Origin of the sequence: Phenylobacterium sp., assembly GCF_046463815.1 — a bacterium.
GTDB lineage: Bacteria > Pseudomonadota > Alphaproteobacteria > Caulobacterales > Caulobacteraceae > Phenylobacterium.
In genome coordinates, this window is record NZ_JBKBRO010000007.1 from 32,455 (window position 1) to 49,364 (window position 16,910).

At 70.1% G+C, this 16,910-nt stretch carries 11 protein-coding genes; 7 read left to right on the forward strand and 4 right to left on the reverse strand.

What is annotated here, in order from left to right:
* The first annotated feature begins 47 nt into the window (after positions 1 to 47).
* Complete coding sequence (locus ACK4TT_RS05955; protein WP_409633618.1) at positions 48 to 1,037, forward strand: malate dehydrogenase; 990 nt, start codon at positions 48 to 50, stop codon at positions 1,035 to 1,037.
* Positions 1,038 to 1,076: 39 nt separating this feature from the next.
* On the opposite strand, the gene ACK4TT_RS05960 is transcribed toward ACK4TT_RS05955, so the two are convergent.
* Positions 1,077 to 1,304 carry a hypothetical protein gene (locus ACK4TT_RS05960; RefSeq protein WP_409633620.1) on the reverse strand — a complete coding sequence of 76 codons (228 nt, stop codon included), beginning with the start codon at positions 1,302 to 1,304 and terminating at the stop codon, positions 1,077 to 1,079.
* A 491-nt stretch (positions 1,305 to 1,795) separates the two neighbouring features.
* Positions 1,796 to 2,608, reverse strand: a complete 813-nt coding sequence (locus ACK4TT_RS05965) for a LytTR family DNA-binding domain-containing protein (protein ID WP_409633622.1) — start codon at positions 2,606 to 2,608, stop codon at positions 1,796 to 1,798.
* Between the two features lie 98 nt (positions 2,609 to 2,706).
* Here ACK4TT_RS05965 and ACK4TT_RS05970 point away from each other — a divergent pair, with 98 nt between their 5' ends.
* The 5 genes from ACK4TT_RS05970 to odhB all read left to right on the forward strand — a co-directional run bounded on the left by ACK4TT_RS05970 (position 2,707) and on the right by odhB (position 9,770).
* Positions 2,707 to 3,249 carry a DUF2306 domain-containing protein gene (locus tag ACK4TT_RS05970; protein ID WP_409633624.1) on the forward strand — a complete coding sequence of 181 codons (543 nt, stop codon included), beginning with the start codon at positions 2,707 to 2,709 and terminating at the stop codon, positions 3,247 to 3,249.
* Positions 3,250 to 3,389: 140 nt separating this feature from the next.
* Complete coding sequence (gene sucC, locus ACK4TT_RS05975) at positions 3,390 to 4,589, forward strand: ADP-forming succinate--CoA ligase subunit beta (RefSeq protein WP_409633626.1); 1,200 nt, start codon at positions 3,390 to 3,392, stop codon at positions 4,587 to 4,589.
* A gap of 3 nt (positions 4,590 to 4,592) precedes the next feature.
* Positions 4,593 to 5,471: a succinate--CoA ligase subunit alpha gene (gene sucD, locus ACK4TT_RS05980; RefSeq protein ID WP_409633628.1), complete on the forward strand. Its 879-nt coding sequence runs from the start codon at positions 4,593 to 4,595 to the stop codon at positions 5,469 to 5,471.
* Between the two features lie 80 nt (positions 5,472 to 5,551).
* On the forward strand, positions 5,552 to 8,500 hold the full coding sequence (locus tag ACK4TT_RS05985) for a 2-oxoglutarate dehydrogenase E1 component (RefSeq protein ID WP_410212633.1): 2,949 nt from the start codon (positions 5,552 to 5,554) through the stop codon (positions 8,498 to 8,500).
* A gap of 61 nt (positions 8,501 to 8,561) precedes the next feature.
* On the forward strand, positions 8,562 to 9,770 hold the full coding sequence (gene odhB, locus ACK4TT_RS05990; protein ID WP_410212634.1) for a 2-oxoglutarate dehydrogenase complex dihydrolipoyllysine-residue succinyltransferase: 1,209 nt from the start codon (positions 8,562 to 8,564) through the stop codon (positions 9,768 to 9,770).
* A gap of 145 nt (positions 9,771 to 9,915) precedes the next feature.
* On the opposite strand, the gene ACK4TT_RS05995 is transcribed toward odhB, so the two are convergent.
* Entirely contained in the window at positions 9,916 to 10,989 is a 1,074-nt protein-coding gene (locus tag ACK4TT_RS05995) for a citrate synthase/methylcitrate synthase (RefSeq protein ID WP_409633634.1), read from the reverse strand.
* An 84-nt stretch (positions 10,990 to 11,073) separates the two neighbouring features.
* Here ACK4TT_RS05995 and ACK4TT_RS06000 point away from each other — a divergent pair, with 84 nt between their 5' ends.
* Positions 11,074 to 12,240, forward strand: a complete 1,167-nt coding sequence (locus tag ACK4TT_RS06000) for a citrate/2-methylcitrate synthase (protein ID WP_410212635.1) — start codon at positions 11,074 to 11,076, stop codon at positions 12,238 to 12,240.
* Between the two features lie 121 nt (positions 12,241 to 12,361).
* On the opposite strand, the gene gltB is transcribed toward ACK4TT_RS06000, so the two are convergent.
* Positions 12,362 to 16,906, reverse strand: a complete 4,545-nt coding sequence (gene gltB, locus ACK4TT_RS06005; protein ID WP_409633638.1) for a glutamate synthase large subunit — start codon at positions 16,904 to 16,906, stop codon at positions 12,362 to 12,364.
* Between the last annotated feature and the right edge of the window lie 4 nt (positions 16,907 to 16,910).

The following is a 16,910-nucleotide window of genomic DNA, read 5'->3' on the forward strand; positions in this document are numbered from 1 at the left end:
TTGGCTACGGACCCGGCGCGCAGCACAGCACATCAAGGAGCAGTCCCATGGCCTCTAAGCCGCCCATCCGCGTCGCCGTCACCGGAGCCGCCGGCAACATCGGCTACGCCCTGCTCTTCCGCATCGCCTCGGGCGAGATGCTGGGCAAGGACCAGCCGGTCATCCTGCAGCTCCTCGAAATCCCCGCCGAAGGTCCGCAGAAGGCCCTGAAGGGCGTGGCCATGGAGCTCGAGGACTGCGCGTTCCCGCTGCTGCAGGACATGGTCCTGACCGACGACGCCAACGTCGCCTTCAAGGACGCCAACTGGTGCCTGCTGGTGGGCTCCAAGCCCCGCGGCCCCGGCATGGAGCGCGCCGACCTGCTGAAGGACAACGGCAAGATCTTCATCGCCCAGGGCAAGGCCATCGACGCCGTCGCCGCCGACAACGCCCGCGTCGCGGTGGTGGGCAATCCCTGCAACACCAACGTCATGATCGCCGCCAGCCAGGCCAAGCGCCTGACGCCGGACCGCTTCACCGCCATGGTGCGCCTGGACGAGAACCGCGGCCGCGCCCAGCTCGCCAAGAAGGCCGGCGTGTCGATCAACGACGTCAGCGAGCTCTTCATCTACGGCAACCACAGCCCGACGATGTTCGCCGACTTCACCCACGCCAAGATCGGCGGCAAGGCGGCGGCTGACGTGATCAACGACCGCGCCTGGCTCGAGACCGAGTACCTGCCCACCGTCGGCAAGCGCGGCGCGGCCATCATCGACGCCCGCGGCCAGAGCTCGGCGGCCTCGGCGGCCAACGCCCTGATCGACCACGTCCGCGACCTGTCGACCCCCGGCGCGATCCACTCGGTGGCGGTCAATTCCGAAGGCCGCTACGGCTTCGCCGAGGGCGTGTGGGCGGGCATGCCGGTGAAGACCACGGCGCCGGGCGCCTACGAGGTCGTGACCAGCTACGAGATGGACGACTTCGCCAAGTCGAAGATCAAGATCACCAACGACGAGCTGGTCGCCGAGCGCGACACGGTGAAGGACATGCTGGGCTAGGACCCCGCGACCCGCGGCCCCGCTCGGTAGTCCCGGGGCTCAATAGTCCCGGGCGTCGCGGGCCAGGTCCTTCAGCTCGGCGATCCGGGCTTCATAGACCTCCTCCACCGCCCACGAGCCGTCGCGGGCCACCCGCATGGGCCCTTGGCCGCGTGGCGCAGGCGGCTTCGGACGGACCACGGCCTTCCGAACAGGCGCGGGCTTGGGCTTCGGCTTGGGCGTCGCCGTCTCCACCTTCGCCTTGATGGCCTTGGGGGCGCGCTCCACGGCCCGGCCCCACGCCCAGGGCGCAGGCGCCGATCACGCCGGCCATGACGAAGCGGCTGCGTGGCCGCGCCGCCTGGTCTCCGGTGGTCTGCTGCTGATCCTCGAACTGGTCGTGCGCCATCGGCGACCCCTCGTGATACGGGTCCCTCGACGCGCATGGATGGAAAGGCGAAGCTGCATGCGCAGCTCCGGCGGCCCTATCCCCGAACTCTCTCCCGACCGCCAGTAGAGGCCGAAAACGGTGACGAATCCAATACCTAGGCTTGAGACAGAACGCCTCATTCTGCGCGCCCCCTCGGCCGGGGATTTCGAGGCCTGTGCCGGTTTCGCCGCCGACGAGGAGGTGATGCGCCACATCGGCGGCGTCCAGCTCCGGCCGGTGGCCTGGCGTCGACGATCCTGCGCCCCGCGCCCATGCCGCCGCCGTTCGAGATGACCATCGACGCCTGGGGCCAGAGCCGCGACCAGTGGATGGCCCGGCGGGGGCGGGCCTAGATCCAGCCCCTGGCCCGCAGTTCGCCGGCGTAGGTGCGGCTGACCGGGACCTGGGCGCCGTCCTTCAGGGTCAGCGTGGCCCGGCCGTCGCCCCGGCGGGCGTCGACGATGGCCTCGCGGGCGACCCACCACGAGCGGTGGACCTGCAGGCCCTCGATCCCCTCCAGCTCGGCCACGGCGTCGGCCAGGCGCATGAGGATCAGGTCCTGGCCCTTGGAGGTGTGGAGCCGAAGGTAGTGGTCCTCGGCCTCGACGGCCCAGACCTCCGCCCCGCGCAGCTTCAGGGGCAGGCGCTCCAGGAACCTGGGCGGAACCGGCGCGTCCGGCTGGGCGGCGCGGCCATCGTTGCGCCGGGCCCAGGCGACGAACAGGCAGAAGAACGCCGAGGTGATCAGCGAGACCACGAGATAGTCGGGGATGTTCCGGATGGCCGGCCCATGTCCTGCCGGCGCGACCAGGTTCACCGCGCTCCAGACGACGAGGCCCATGGGAACGGCCATCACCACGGCGGCCGCCAGGCCGTGACGCCAGTAGGCGCCGCGCGTCCACGCCAGCCGCCCGGTGACCCGGAAGGTCAGGAAGCCCAGGAGCGTGGCCACCGCGGAGATGGCGACCATGAAGAGAGTCCGCAGGGGCAGCGGCATGTCCCGCGTGCCGAACGCCCCCACGAAGCTGAGGAACGCCCCCACCAGCACGGCCGGGATCAGCAGGCTGGCGAGCACCCGCCGCGCCGCCTCGCGTCGGGCTTGGCCCGCCGTCGGCGAAGCGTGAACGGCGCCCACCGGCCGTTCGCGAACCGGCGCCGTCATTCGACGCATCCGCGGTCGCGCATCGCCCCGCCCGCCCCCAAGAGCCCCGTCAGGACGCCGGCGCACCATCGCCGGCCCATCGCAGACGGAGATAAAGGATGTCGCCTGTTTCGCAAACGCCGGCGCGGGGGCGCGACGCCAGCCGATGGGCGCTGGCCTTCGGGTTCACCGCCGCGATCCTGCTGATCGTCATGACGCCGGCGCGGGAGCTGGTTTTCCGCGCGGCGCGGTCGGGTCGGCTGCACGCACCCGACCTGGCGTTCCTGGCCGGACTGTCTCCCGCCATCAAGGTGCACCTGGCCGCGGCGCTGGCGGCCCTGGTCCTGGGCGCGGTGCTGATGGCGGCGCGCAAGGGCCGGACCTTCCACCGGACGGCCGGCTGGGCCTGGGTGGCCCTCGTCGCCGTCACGGCGGGCTCGACCCTGTTCATCACCAGCCTCAACCACGGCCGCTGGTCGCTGCTGCACCTGTTCACCGGCTGGACGCTTATCGTGCTGCCGCTGGCGGTTTTCTGGGCAAGGCGGCATCAGGTGATGAAACACCGCCGGCACATGATGGGCCTGTTCTACGGCGGCTTCGCCATCAATCTGTTCATCGCCTTCATCCCCGGGCGCGCGCTCTGGCGGGTGTTCTTCGGCTGAGCGGGCGCCCCAAGGGCAGGCGTGTGCGCGGGATCGCTAACAATGGGCCCTCACGCGGTTGTCATCGCGGAACGCGGCGCCTATAAGCCCCGTCACTCGCCCGCAGAGGCGAGCCCTTCGCAAGTGCGCTCCAAGGCCTCATGAACATCCACGAACACCAAGCCAAAGCCGTCCTCGCAGAGTTCGGCGTGGCGGTCCCGCGCGGATACCCCGCCTTTTCCGTCGATGACGCCGTCCAGGCCGCCGAGAAGCTCGGCGGCCCTGTCTTTGTGGTGAAGTCGCAGATCCACGCCGGCGGACGCGGCAAGGGCAAGTTCCAGGGCCTGGGTCCCGACGCCAAGGGCGGCGTCCGGGTGGTCAAGAGCGTCGAGGACGTGAAGGCCAACGCAGCCGAGATGCTGGGCCGGGTGCTGGTGACCCACCAGACGGGCCCCGCCGGCAAGCAGGTGAACCGCCTCTACATCGAGGAAGGCGCCCAGATCGCCAAGGAATTCTACCTGTCGCTGCTGGTGGACCGCGAGACGAGCCGGGTCTCGGTCGTGGCCTCCACCGAGGGCGGCATGGACATCGAGGACGTGGCCCACGCCACGCCCGAGAAGATCGTGACCTTCTCCATCGACCCGGCCACGGGCGTCTTCCCGCATCACGGCCGCCGCCTGGCCAAGGCGCTGGGCCTGACCGGGGGCCTCGCCAAGGAGGCCGCCACCCTGCTGACCCAGCTCTACACGGCGTTCCTGGCCAAGGACATGTCGATGCTGGAGATCAACCCGCTGATCGTCACCGGCGACGACCATCTCCGCGTCCTGGACGCCAAGGTGTCGTTCGACTCGAACGCCCTGTTCCGCCACCCCGACGTGGTGGCGCTGCGCGACGAGAGCGAGGAGGACCCGAAGGAGATCGAGGCCTCCAAGTACGACCTTTCCTACATCGCCCTCGACGGCGAGATCGGCTGCATGGTCAACGGCGCGGGCCTGGCCATGGCCACCATGGACATCATCAAGCTCTACGGCGCCGAGCCCGCCAACTTCCTGGACGTCGGCGGCGGCGCCAGCAAGGAGAAGGTGACGGCGGCCTTCAAGATCATCACCGCGGACCCCAACGTGAAGGGCATCCTGGTGAACATCTTCGGCGGCATCATGCGCTGCGACATCATCGCCGAGGGCGTGGTGGCCGCGGTCAAGGAAGTGGGCCTGAAGGTCCCGCTGGTGGTTCGCCTCGAGGGCACCAACGTCGAGCTGGGCAAGAAGATCATCAACGAGAGCGGCCTGAACGTGATCGCCGCGAACGATCTCTCGGACGGCGCCGAGAAGATCGTCAAGGCCGTGCGGGGCGCTGCGTAAGACATGTCGATCCTGATCAACAAAGACACCCGCGTCATCTGCCAGGGCATCACCGGCAGCCAGGGCACCTTCCACACCGAACAGGCCATCGCCTACGGCACCAAGATGGTCGGCGGGGTCACCCCCGGCAAAGGCGGCCAGACCCATGTCGGCCTGCCCGTCTTCGACACGGTCGAGGAGGCGGTGAAGCAGACCGGCGCCGAGGCCTCGGTCATCTATGTGCCGCCGCCGTTCGCCGCCGACTCCATCCTGGAGGCCATCGACGCCGAGGTCCCCCTGATCGTCTGCATCACCGAGGGCATCCCGGTGACCGACATGATCAAGGTGAAGCGCGCGCTGTCCGGCTCGAAGTCGCGCCTGATCGGGCCGAACTGCCCGGGCGTGCTGACGCCGGGCGAGTGCAAGATCGGCATCATGCCGGGCAACATCTTCAAGCGCGGCTCGGTGGGCGTTGTTTCCCGCTCGGGCACGCTTACCTATGAGGCCGTGTTCCAGACCTCGCAGGTGGGCCTCGGCCAGACGACCGCCGTCGGCATCGGCGGCGACCCCGTCAAGGGGACCGAGTTCATCGACGTGCTCGACATGTTCCTGAAGGACCCCGAGACCGAGTCGATCATCATGATCGGCGAGATCGGCGGGTCGGCCGAGGAAGACGCGGCCGAGTTCATCAAGAATTCAGCTATCAAGAAGCCTATGGTCGGCTTCATCGCGGGCCGGACGGCGCCTCCGGGCCGCCGGATGGGCCACGCGGGCGCGATCATCTCCGGCGGCAAGGGCGGAGCCGAGGACAAGATCGCCGCGATGGAAGCCGCGGGCATCCGCGTCTCCCCGTCGCCGGCGAAACTCGGCGAGACCTTGGTCGAGGTGCTGAAGGGCGCCTGAGGACTGTATTGTTAGGTAAGGGCGGTTCGCGCCGGCGCCTTCTTGAAAAGGTCCGCGGACCGGCCCCGGAAGGCGAAGACATGGCGGACGATGCGGGCCTGATCAACGAAGTTCTGGCCGAGACCTCATTCCTCTACGGCGGCAACGCCACGTTCGTGGAGGACCTCTACGCCAAATGGGCGGCCAACCCGGAGTCGGTGGAGCCGTCCTGGCGGGCGTTCTTCGCCTCGCTGGCCGACCGCGCCGACGAGGTGGCCGCCGCCGCCCGCAAGCCCGCCTGGACCAAGCCCTCCGCGCCGCAGGCCCGGCCCGACTGGCTGTCGGCCATCGACGGCCTCTGGCCCGCGGTGGAGGCCAAGGTCGGGCAGAAGATCGCCGAGCGCAAGCCCGCCGCCAGCCAGGACGAGGTCCGCGCGGCCACGCTGGATTCGCTTCGCGCCATCATGATGATCCGGGCCTACCGGATGCGCGGCCATCTGAAGGCCAACCTCGACCCCCTGCAGATCGCCACCACGCCCGGCGACGCCTCCGAGCTCGATCCGGCCACCTACGGCTTCGCCGAGGCCGACTTCGACCGCCCGATCTTCCTGGACTATGTGCTGGGCCTCGAGACCGCGACCCTGCGCGAGATCCTGGCGATCCTGCGCCGCACCTACTGCGGCAACGTCGGCGTGCAGTACATGCACATCTCCGACCCCAAGGAGAAGGCCTGGCTGCAGGAGCGGATCGAGGGCCGCGACAAGGAGATCACCTTCACCAAGGAGGGGAAGGTCGCGATCCTGAAGAAGCTGATCGAGGCCGAGGGCTTCGAGCGCTTCCTCCACCGCCGCTTCCCCGGCACCAAGCGCTTCGGCCTGGATGGCGGCGAGGCCATGGTCCCGGCGCTTGAACAGATCATCAAGCGCGGCGGCGCGCTGGGCGTGAAGGACATCGTCATCGGCATGCCGCACCGCGGCCGCCTGAACGTGCTGGCCGCCGTGATGGGCAAGCCCTACCAGGTGATCTTCCACGAGTTCCAGGGCGGCTCGTCGGTACCGTCCGACGTGGAGGGCTCGGGCGACGTGAAGTACCACCTGGGCGCCAGCTCGGACCGCGAGTTCGACGGCAACAGCGTCCACCTCTCGCTCACCGCCAACCCGTCGCACCTCGAGATCGTCAACCCGGTGGTCATCGGCAAGGCCCGCGCCAAGCAGGCCTTCACCCTGCGCGACAATCCGCAGGCCGGCCGCAGCCACGTGCTGCCGCTGCTGCTGCACGGCGACGCCGCCTTCGCCGGCCAGGGCGTGGTGGCCGAATGTTTCGCGCTGTCGGGCCTGAAGGGCTACGGCGTGGGCGGCACCATGCACTTCGTGGTGAACAATCAGATCGGCTTCACCACCAGTCCAAAGAATTCGCGTTCCTCGCCCTATCCGTCCGACGTGGCGCTGATGGTCGAGGCGCCGATCTTCCACGTGAACGGCGACGATCCGGAGGCGGTGGTGTTCGCGGCCAAGGTGGCCACCGAATACCGCCAGCTCTTCGGCAAGGACGTGGTCGTCGACATGTTCTGCTATCGCAGGTTCGGTCACAACGAGGGCGACGACCCCACGATGACCCAGCCCCTGATGTACGCGAAGATCAAGGGGCACCCCTCGGTTCGCGACCTCTACGCCCAGCGCCTCGTGGCCGAGGGCGTGGCGAGCCAGGGCGACGTGGACGGCTGGATCGCCGAGTTCGATCGCTTCCTCGACGCGGAGTTCGACTCGGGCAAGGCCTACAAGCCGAACAAGGCCGACTGGCTGGACGGCAAGTGGTCGGGCCGCAAGCCCTCGGGCGAGGAGAAGTACGCCACCGGCGTGGCCAAGCAGAAGCTGCTGGACCTCGGCCGCAAGATGACCACGATCCCCGAGCGGATCAGCGTCCACAAGACCGTCGAGCGGGTCGTCGCGGGCCGCCGCGAGGCGATCGAGAAGGGCGAGGGCATCGACTGGGCGACCGGCGAGCACCTGGCCTTCGCGACCCTGCTGGACCAGGGCTATCCGGTGCGCCTCTCCGGCCAGGACAGCGTGCGCGGCACCTTCAGCCAGCGCCACTCGGGCTTCATCGACCAGAAGACCGAGGAGGTCTATTTCCCGCTCCGCAACCTGGGTCCCAACCAGGCGCACTTCGAGGTGCTGGACTCCGCCCTGTCGGAAGAGGCGGTGCTGGGCTTCGAGTACGGCTTCTCGCTGACCGATCCCGACACCCTCGTCATGTGGGAGGCCCAGTTCGGCGACTTCGCCAACGGCGCACAGGTGGTGGTCGACCAGTTCATCTCTTCGGGCGAGCGCAAGTGGCTGCGGATGAGCGGCCTCGTGATGCTGCTGCCGCACGGTTACGAGGGCCAGGGGCCCGAGCACTCCTCGGCCCGCCTGGAGCGCTACCTCCAGCTTTGCGCCGAGGACAACCTGCAGGTCGTCTATCCGACCACGCCGGCCAACTACTTCCACCTGCTGCGCCGGCAGATGCTGCGCGAGTTCCGCAAGCCGCTGATCGTCATGACGCCCAAGAGCCTGCTGCGCCACAAGCGGGCGGTGTCGAACCTCTCCGACATGGCCGAGGGGTCGAGCTTCCACCGGGTGCTGATCGACGGGGCCGAGGCCGGCTGCGACGTGGGCGGCGTGACCCTGAAGCCGGACGACAAGATCACCCGCGTGATCCTGTGCTCGGGCAAGGTCTACTTCGACCTCGTGGAGCATCGCGCCAAGACCGGCCGCGACGACATCTACCTGCTGCGCCTGGAGCAGTTCTATCCGTGGCCGCTGAAGTCGCTTTCGAACGAGCTGAAGCGGTTCAGGAACGCCGAGCTCGTCTGGTGCCAGGAGGAGCCCAAGAACATGGGCGGCTGGACCTTCGTCGACCCCTGGCTGGAGCTCACCCTGGAGCGCCTGAACGTGAAGGCCAAGCGGGCCCGCTACGTCGGCCGCCCGGCCTCGGCGTCCACGGCCGCCGGCCTGATGAGCCGACACCTGAAGGAACTCGAGGCCTTCCTCACCGAAGCCTTCGCCTAGCCGAACTTCGCCTAACCCACTCTTGTTTGTGTCCGAGATCTAGCAAGGAGCGCATCCCGAAATGGCCGACATCATGACGCCGGCGCTGGGCGAGTCCGTCACCGAGGCCACCGTCGCGCGGTGGACCAAGAAGGCCGGGGACGCGGTGCGCAAGGACGAGATCCTGGTCGAGCTCGAGACCGACAAGGTGAGCCTCGAGGTGGCCGCTCCGGCCGACGGTGTGCTCTCGGAGATCGCCGCGGCGGAAGGCGCCACGGTCGAGCCCGGCGCGGTCCTGGGCCGCATCGCCGAAGGCGCCGCCGCGACCGCCGCCCCGGCCGCCCCCGCGCCCAAGGCGGAGCCCGCGCCCGCCCCGGCCCCCGCTCCCGCCGCCAAGGCGCCGGCCGCCGCCGAGAAGGTGCTGGCCCCCTCCGCCCAGCGGATCGTCGGCGAGAACAAGCTGGATGCGGCTTCGATCGCCGGCACCGGCAAGGACGGCCGGGTGACCAAGGCCGACGCGCTCGCCGCCCTCGACGCCCGGGCCAAGGCCCCGCCGGCTCCCGCCGCTCCGGCCGCGCCGCGCGCGCTGCACGAGCGCGAGGAGCGGGTGAAGATGACCCGCCTGCGCCAGACCATCGCGCGCCGGCTGAAGGAGGCCCAGAACGCCGCGGCCATGCTGACCACCTTCAACGAGGTGGACATGACGAACGTCATGGCGCTCCGGAACCAGTACAAGGACGTGTTCGAGAAGAAGCACGGCGTGAAGCTGGGCTTCATGAGCTTCTTCGTCCGCGCCTGCATTCACGCCCTGAAGCAGGTGCCCGAGGTCAACGCCGAGATCGACGGCACGGACATCATCTACAAGAACCACTACGACATCTCGGTCGCCGTCGGCACCGAGCGGGGCCTGGTCACGCCGGTCGTCCGCGACGCCGACCTGATGAGCCTGGCGGACATCGAGAAGGAGATCGGGAACCTCGGCAAGAAGGCCCGCGACGGCCAGCTCGCGCTCGAGGACCTGCAGGGCGGCACCTTCACCATCTCGAACGGCGGCGTGTACGGTTCGCTGATGTCGACGCCGATCCTGAACGCGCCGCAGTCGGGCATCCTGGGCATGCACAAGATCCAGGAGCGGCCGATGGTCGTGAACGGTCAGATCGTGGCCCGTCCGATGATGTACCTGGCGCTGAGCTACGATCACCGCATCGTCGACGGCAAGGGCGCGGTGACCTTCCTGGTCCACGTCAAGGAAGCCATCGAGGACCCGCAGCGCCTGCTGCTGGACGTCTAGCGTTCTTCCCTCCCCTTCATGGGGAGGGACAGGCCGCGCAAGCGGCCAGGGTGGGGAGGCCGATCCCTGGGCTCGGCGTCCGGTCGCGACTCCCCACCCCGCTCGCCTGCGGCGAGTCGACCCTCCCCACGAGGGGGAGGGAAGGCTAAGCCGCCTTCTTCGGCATGGGCCCCACATAGACCGACTGCGGGCGGATCAGCCGGCCGCCGGCGAGCTGTTCGCGGGCGTGCGCCAGCCAGCCGGCGACGCGGCCCATGGCGAAGACGCAGGTGAAGGCCGACGGCGGGAACTGAAGCGCCTCCAGCAGCAGGGCCGTGTAGAACTCCACATTGGTGTCCAGCGGCCGGTCGGGCTTCTTCTCGCGCAGGATGGCGAGCGCGGCGGCCTCCACCGCCTCGGCGAACTCGATCCGGCCCTGACGGGCGTCGAGCCAGCGAACGGCCTGCTTCAGCGCATCGGCGCGCGGGTCGCGGACCCGGTAGATGCGGTGGCCGAAGCCCATCAGCCGTTCGCCCCGGGCGAGCGCCCCTTCGATCCAGGCCCGGGCGTTCGCCGGCTCGCCGATGGCGTCCAGCATCTCGATCACCGGGCCGGGCGCCCCGCCGTGCAGGGGCCCCTTGAGCGCGCTGATCCCCGCCAGAACCGCGGAGGTCAGCCCCGCCCGCGTGGACGCCACCACGCGGGCCGCGAAAGTCGAGGCGTTGAGGCCATGGTCGCTGACCGTGACGAGGTAGGTGTCGAGCGCGTCGGCCTCGGCCTTCGTCGCCGGCGCGCCGCGCAGCATCCGCAGGGTGTCGGCCGCATGTGACAGAGCCGGGTCGGGCGCCACCGGCGCCTCGCCCGCCTGGGCCCGGACCACGGCCGCCGTGAACACCGCCGGCGCGGCCAGCAGGCGAAGCGCGGTCTCCACATCGTCGCCGTCGGCGAGCCGGGCCATCAGCGCCCGCACCGCCTCGACGGGCGTCCGGTCCAGCAGGCCGGTGTCGAGCGCGGCGACCTCGGCGAACACCTCGGCGCGCGCCCGCCCGAGGGCGCCCCGAAGGTCGTCGGGCAGATCCGGATAGAAGCCCTCGAACAACAGGGCCACGAGCTGCTCGAACGCCGTCCGCCCCGCGAGCTCGTCCAGCGAGCGCCCGCGGATGATCAGGCGCCCGGCCTGGCCGTCCACCTCCGACAGCACCGTGTGCGCCGCGACGACGCCTTCCAATCCATCCGACATGACGGCCTCCAAAAGCTCTTGCCGGACGGCAGATTTGCCTTCAGGCTCTGATCGTCAATCTTGATCAATATGATCAATATATAGATGCCGCATCGCGACTGGATTCCCGCCGAGGAGGCGCAGACCCGCCTGGGGGTCCGGCCGCAGACCCTCTACGCCTACGTGAGCCGCGGCCGGGTGCAGGTGCGGCCCGACCCGCACGACCCCCGGCGCAGCCTCTACCGGGCCGCCGACATCGCCGCCCTGGCCGAACGGAAGTCCCGCAGCCGCAAGGTCTCTGACGTGGCGGCCGGCGCCATCAGCTGGGGCGAGCCGGTGCTGGCCTCGGCGATCACCACCGTCGCGGGCGGGCGGCTCTACTACCGGGGCCGGGACGCCATCCGCCTGGCGGAGACCGAGACCCTGGAATCGGTCGCGCGCCTGCTGCGCGGCGGCCACGGCGCGGCGCTTAAGCGCACGGACCGGCCCCTGCCGCCGGAAGCCCCCGACATGCGCGCGCGGGCCTTCCTGGCGCTCGCCGCCCGCGCCGCGATCGATCCGCCGGCCCGGGGCCGGGCACCGCTGACCCTGGCGGTGGAGGCGGCCACGCTGCTCGACATCCTGACCGACGCCGTGGCCGGCGAGGTGGGCGGGGGCGCGATCCACAATCGCCTGGCGCTGGCCTGGGGTCAGGGGCCGGGCGGCCCGGGCGCGGACCTGATCCGGCGGATGCTGGTGCTTGTGGCCGACCATGAGCTGAACGCCTCGGCCTTCGCCGCGCGGGTGGCGGCGTCCACCGGCGCGTCCCTGTCGGCGGCGGCGCTGGCGGGGCTCGCGACCCTCTCCGGCCCCCGCCACGGCGGGGCCACGGCGGCGGTGCGGGCGTTCACGGCCGAGGCGGCCCAGGCAGGTCCTCGCGAGGCGATCCTGCGGCGGCTGGACGACGACCGGGCGCTCCCCGGCTTCGGCCACCCCCTCTATCCGGAAGGCGATCCGCGCGCCGCCGCGCTGCTGCAGCGCTTCACGCCGCCGGACGCCCTTGGCGAGCTCCAGCGGCAGGTGGACGCGGTCGCGGGCCAGGCGCCCAACATCGACTTCGCCCTGCTCGCGGCCTGCGAGGCGCTGAGGCTGCCGGCGGACGCGCCCTTCGCCATCTTCAGCGTGGCCCGCTGCGCCGGCTGGATCGCCCACGCCATCGAACAGGGGCAATCCGACGCGCTCATTCGTCCACGAGCGCGCTACGTCGGACCGGAGCCGGAATCCCTCCCTTAATGGGGAGGGTGGCGAGCGTAGCGAGACGGGTGGGGGAGTCTCGACCGGGCGCCGAGCCCAGGGATTGGCTTCCCCACCCTGGCCCCTGCGGGGCCTGTCCCTCCCCATGAAGGGGAGGGGGCTACGCCCGCCTGTGCACGGCCTCCTCGGCTTCCAGGCCGTGGTCGAGGCGGCCCACCATCTCCTTCGGGCAGACCTGCCAGAAGCGGCCGAGCGCCTCGTCCCAGTTGCGCAGCAGGTCGCGGGCGAGCGCCGACCCCGTCTCGCGGGCGTGCTCCTCCACGAGGCCCTTCAGCACCCCCCGCCAGTGGGCGTTCTCCACCCGGCAGGTGACCACGCTCTCGGGGTTGAGCCAGTCAAGCAGGGTCTCCCTGGCGTCGTAGACGAAGGCCATGCCGCCGGTCATGCCGGCCGCGAAGTTGAAACCCACCTTGCCCAGGACCACGACGGTCCCGCCCGTCATGTACTCGCAGCCGTTGGCGCCGCAGCCCTCGACCACCGCCGTGGCGCCCGAGTTGCGGACCGCGAAGCGCTCGCCCGCCAGGCCGGCGGCGAACAGCCGGCCCGAGGTCGCGCCGTAGAGCACCGTGTTGCCGATGATGGCGTTGGCGCTGGCCTGCCGCTCCAGGTGCGGGGACGGCCGGACCACGATGGTGGCGCCCGAAAGCCCCTTGCCCACGTAGTCGTTGGCCTCGCCGGTCACTTCCAGGCGCAGCCCCTGAACCGCGAAGGCCCCCAGGCTCTGGCCGGCCGAGCCCTTGAGCTGGACCGTCAGGTGGCCGGGCGCCAGGCCGTCCATGCCGAACTTGCGCACGATGTGCGACGACGTCCGGGCGCCGATGGCCCGCGCGGTGTTCGCCACCGTGTAGGTGAGCTGCATCTTCTCGCCGCGGTCGAAGACCGGGGCGGCGTCACGGACGATCTGGGCGTCCAGCGTGTCGGGAACCGGGTTGCGGCCCTCGATCGTGCAGTAGGGCTTGTTCTGGCCGGGGTCGGCCTTGACCAGCAGCGGGTTGAGGTCGAGGTCGTCCAGGTGCTCGCCGCCGCGGCTGACCTGCATGAGCAGGTCGGTGCGGCCCACGATCTCCTGAAGGCTGCGCACGCCCAGCTCGCTGAGGATCTCGCGCACCTCCTCGGCGATGAAGGTGAAGAGGTTGATCACCTTCTCCGGGCTGCCGGTGAACTTGGCGCGCAGCGCCTCGTCCTGGGTGCAGACTCCCACCGGGCAGGTGTTGGAATGGCACTGGCGCACCATGATGCAGCCCATGGCGATCAGGCTGGCGGTGCCGATGCCGTACTCCTCGGCCCCCAGCATGGCGGCGATCACCACGTCGCGGCCGGTGCGGATGCCGCCGTCGGTCCTGAGCCGCACGAAGTGGCGCAGGTTGTTGAGCGTCAGCACCTGGTGGGCTTCGGACAGACCCATCTCCCACGGGCCGCCGGCGTACTTGATCGAGGTCTGGGGCGAGGCGCCGGTGCCGCCGACGTTGCCCGAGATCAGGATGATGTCGGCCTTGGCCTTGGCCACGCCCGCCGCGATCGCGCCGATGCCGGTCATGGCGACGAGCTTCACCGTCACCTTGGCGTCGGGGTTGATCTGCTTCAGGTCGTAGATGAGCTGAGCCAGGTCCTCGATCGAATAGATGTCGTGGTGCGGCGGCGGGCTGATCAGCATCACGCCGGGGGTGGCGTGCCGCAGCCGGGCGATCATCTCGGTGACCTTGAAGCCGGGAAGCTGGCCGCCCTCGCCGGGCTTGGCGCCCTGGCTGACCTTGATCTCGATCTCGCGGCACTGGTTCAGGTACTCGGCGGTCACGCCGAACCGGCCCGAGGCGACCTGCTTCACCGCCGAGTTGGGGTTGTCCCCGTTCGGCAGCGGCCGGTAGCGCGCGCGGTCCTCGCCGCCCTCGCCCGACACGGACTTCGCGCCGATGCGGTTCATGGCGATGTTGAGCACGCCATGGGCCTCGGGCGACAGGGCGCCCAGGCTCATCCCCGGCGTGACGAACCGCTTGCGGATCTCGTTGACGCTCTCGACCTCGTCGATGGCCACCGGCTTGCCGTCGGCGCGCCATTCCAGCAGGTCGCGCAGCTGGATCTGCGGCATGGCCTTCAGGGCGTCGGAGTAGCGCTTGTAGAGCTGGTAGTCGCCGCGGTCGCAGGCGCTCTGCAGGGTGTGGATCGAGCGCGCCTCGAAGGCGTGCGCCTCGCCCGAGCGGCGCGACTTGTAGAAGCCGCCCACCGGCAGGCTGACGGCCGCCGGGTTCCAGGCCCGGCGGTGCAGCTCGACGGCCTTGGCCTCCAGGCCCGCCAGGCCGATGCCCGAGATGCGCGATGGCATGCCGGGGAAGAACTCGGCCACCAGGCTGCGGGACAGGCCAACGGCCTCGAAGTTGTAGCCGCCCCGGTACGAGGAGATGACGCTGATGCCCATCTTGGAGATGATCTTCAGGAGGCCGCCCTCGATGGCCTTCTTGTGGTTCAGGCAAAGGTCGCGGAGCGTGAGCTCGCCCGTCAGGCCGCGCTCCTGGCGGTCCAGGAAGCTTTCCTGGGCCAGGTAGGCGTTGACCGCCGTGGCGCCCACGCCGACCAGCACCGCGAAGTAGTGGGTGTCCAGGCACTCGGCCGAGCGGACGATGATCGAGACGTACGAGCGCAGGCCCTTGGCCACGAGCCAGGCGTGGACGCCGCCGGTGGCCAGGATCATCGGCAGGGCGACCCGCTCGGGACCCGTGCCGACGTCGGACAGCACGATGGTCGAGCAGCCGCGCAGGGCCGCCTCCTCCGCCTCGGCGCGGATGCGCTCGAGGTTGGCGCGCAGCGCGTCGCCGGGCCGCGCGTCCGCCGCCGGGATCGGCATGGTGCAGTCGATCACGGCGATGTTCTTCTCGCCGATCACGCCGACCAGGCGCTCGTACATGCCGTTGGTCAGCACGGGCGAGTTCATGACGAACACGTCCGTCTGGGCCTCGTCCTCGGCCAGCACATTGCCCAGGTTCTTGAACCGGGTCTTGAGGCTCATGACCGCCGTCTCGCGCAGGGAGTCGATCGGCGGGTTGGTCACCTGGCTGAAGTTCTGCCGGAAGTAGTGGCTGAGCGGCCGGTACTGGTCGGACAGCACCGCCAGCGGCGCGTCGTCGCCCATGGAGCCGACGGCCTCCTTGGCCTCCTCGACCATGGGGGCCAGGATCAGCTCCAGATCCTCCAGCGTCATGCCGGCGGCGGCCTGGCGGCGGACCAGCTCCTCACGCGCGTAGAGGCGCGGCTCGGGCCCGGGGCCGATCTTCTCCTCAAGCTCGACCATGTTGCCGAGCCAGCGGTCGTAGGGGTGCTGGCCCGCCAGCCGGTCGATGATGCCGTCCTCGTCGTAGAGGCGGCCGCCCACCAGGTCGACGGCCAGCATTCGGCCGGGCTGGATGTGCGACTTGCGCACGATGCGCGCCTCCTCGACGCGGCACATGCCGGCCTCGGAGCCCACGATCAGCAGGCCGTCGCTGGTCTCGGCCACGCGCAGGGGGCGCAGGCCGTTGCGGTCCTTGCCGGCCACGACCCAGCGGCCGTCGGTGGCGCAGACGGCGGCCGGGCCGTCCCAGGGCTCCATCACCGCGTTGCAGTAGGCGTAGAGGGCCCGGTGGCTGGCCTTCATCTGCGCGTCCGAGCGGGTGTTCCACGCCTCGGGGATGAGCAGCGTCTTGGCCATGGGCGCGTCGCGGCCCGCGCGCACCAGCACCTCGAAGGTGTTGTCGAGCGCGGCGCTATCCGAGCCGCCCGGCTGGATCACCGGCTTGATGTCGTCCTGGTAGTCGCCGAACGCAGAAGCCGCCATGCGGATCTCGTGCGACTTCATCCAGTTGGTGTTGCCCTTCAGCGTGTTGATCTCGCCGTTGTGGGCGAGCATGCGGAACGGCTGGGCCAGGCGCCACTCGGGGAAGGTGTTGGTCGAGTAGCGCTGATGGAAGATCGCCACCGCGGCCATGAACCGCGGGTCCTTGAGGTCCGGGTAGAACTCGTCGATGTGCTCGGCGAGGAACATGCCCTTGTAGATCAGGCTGCGGGCCGACAGCGAGCAGATGTAGAAGTGCTGGATGTTGGCGGCGGCGACGCGCTTCTCGATCCGCTTGCGGCACAGGAACAGGGCGCGCTCCAGCGCCTCGCCGTCCATGCCCTTGGGCGGCGATAGCATGATCTGCTCGATCTCGGGACGGGTGGCGTTGGCCTTTTCGCCGATGACCGAGGTGTTCACCGGCACCTGGCGCCAGCCGTAGATGTAGAAGCCGAAGCGCAGGGCCTCGCTCTCCACGATGGTCCGGGCGGCTTCCTGGGCGCCGAGGTCGGTGCGCGGCAGGAAGACCTGGCCGACGGCGATCGGGCCCGGGCGCACCTCGTGGCCGATGGCCTCGACATGGGCGGCGAAGAAGTCCTGCGGAACGCTGACCAGGACGCCGGCGCCGTCGCCGGTCTTGCCGTCGGCGTCCACGGCGCCGCGGTGCCAGACGGCCTTCAGCGCACGGATGGCGAGCTCGACCACCTCGCGGCGCGGCTTGCCGTCGATGGCGCAGACCAGGCCCACGCCGCAGGCGTCGTGCTGGGCGGTGATGTCGTAGCCGCCGTTGGCCTCCAGCAGGCGCTGCCGGTCGCGTTCGTAGCGGGTCAGGATGTCGGTCATCGGC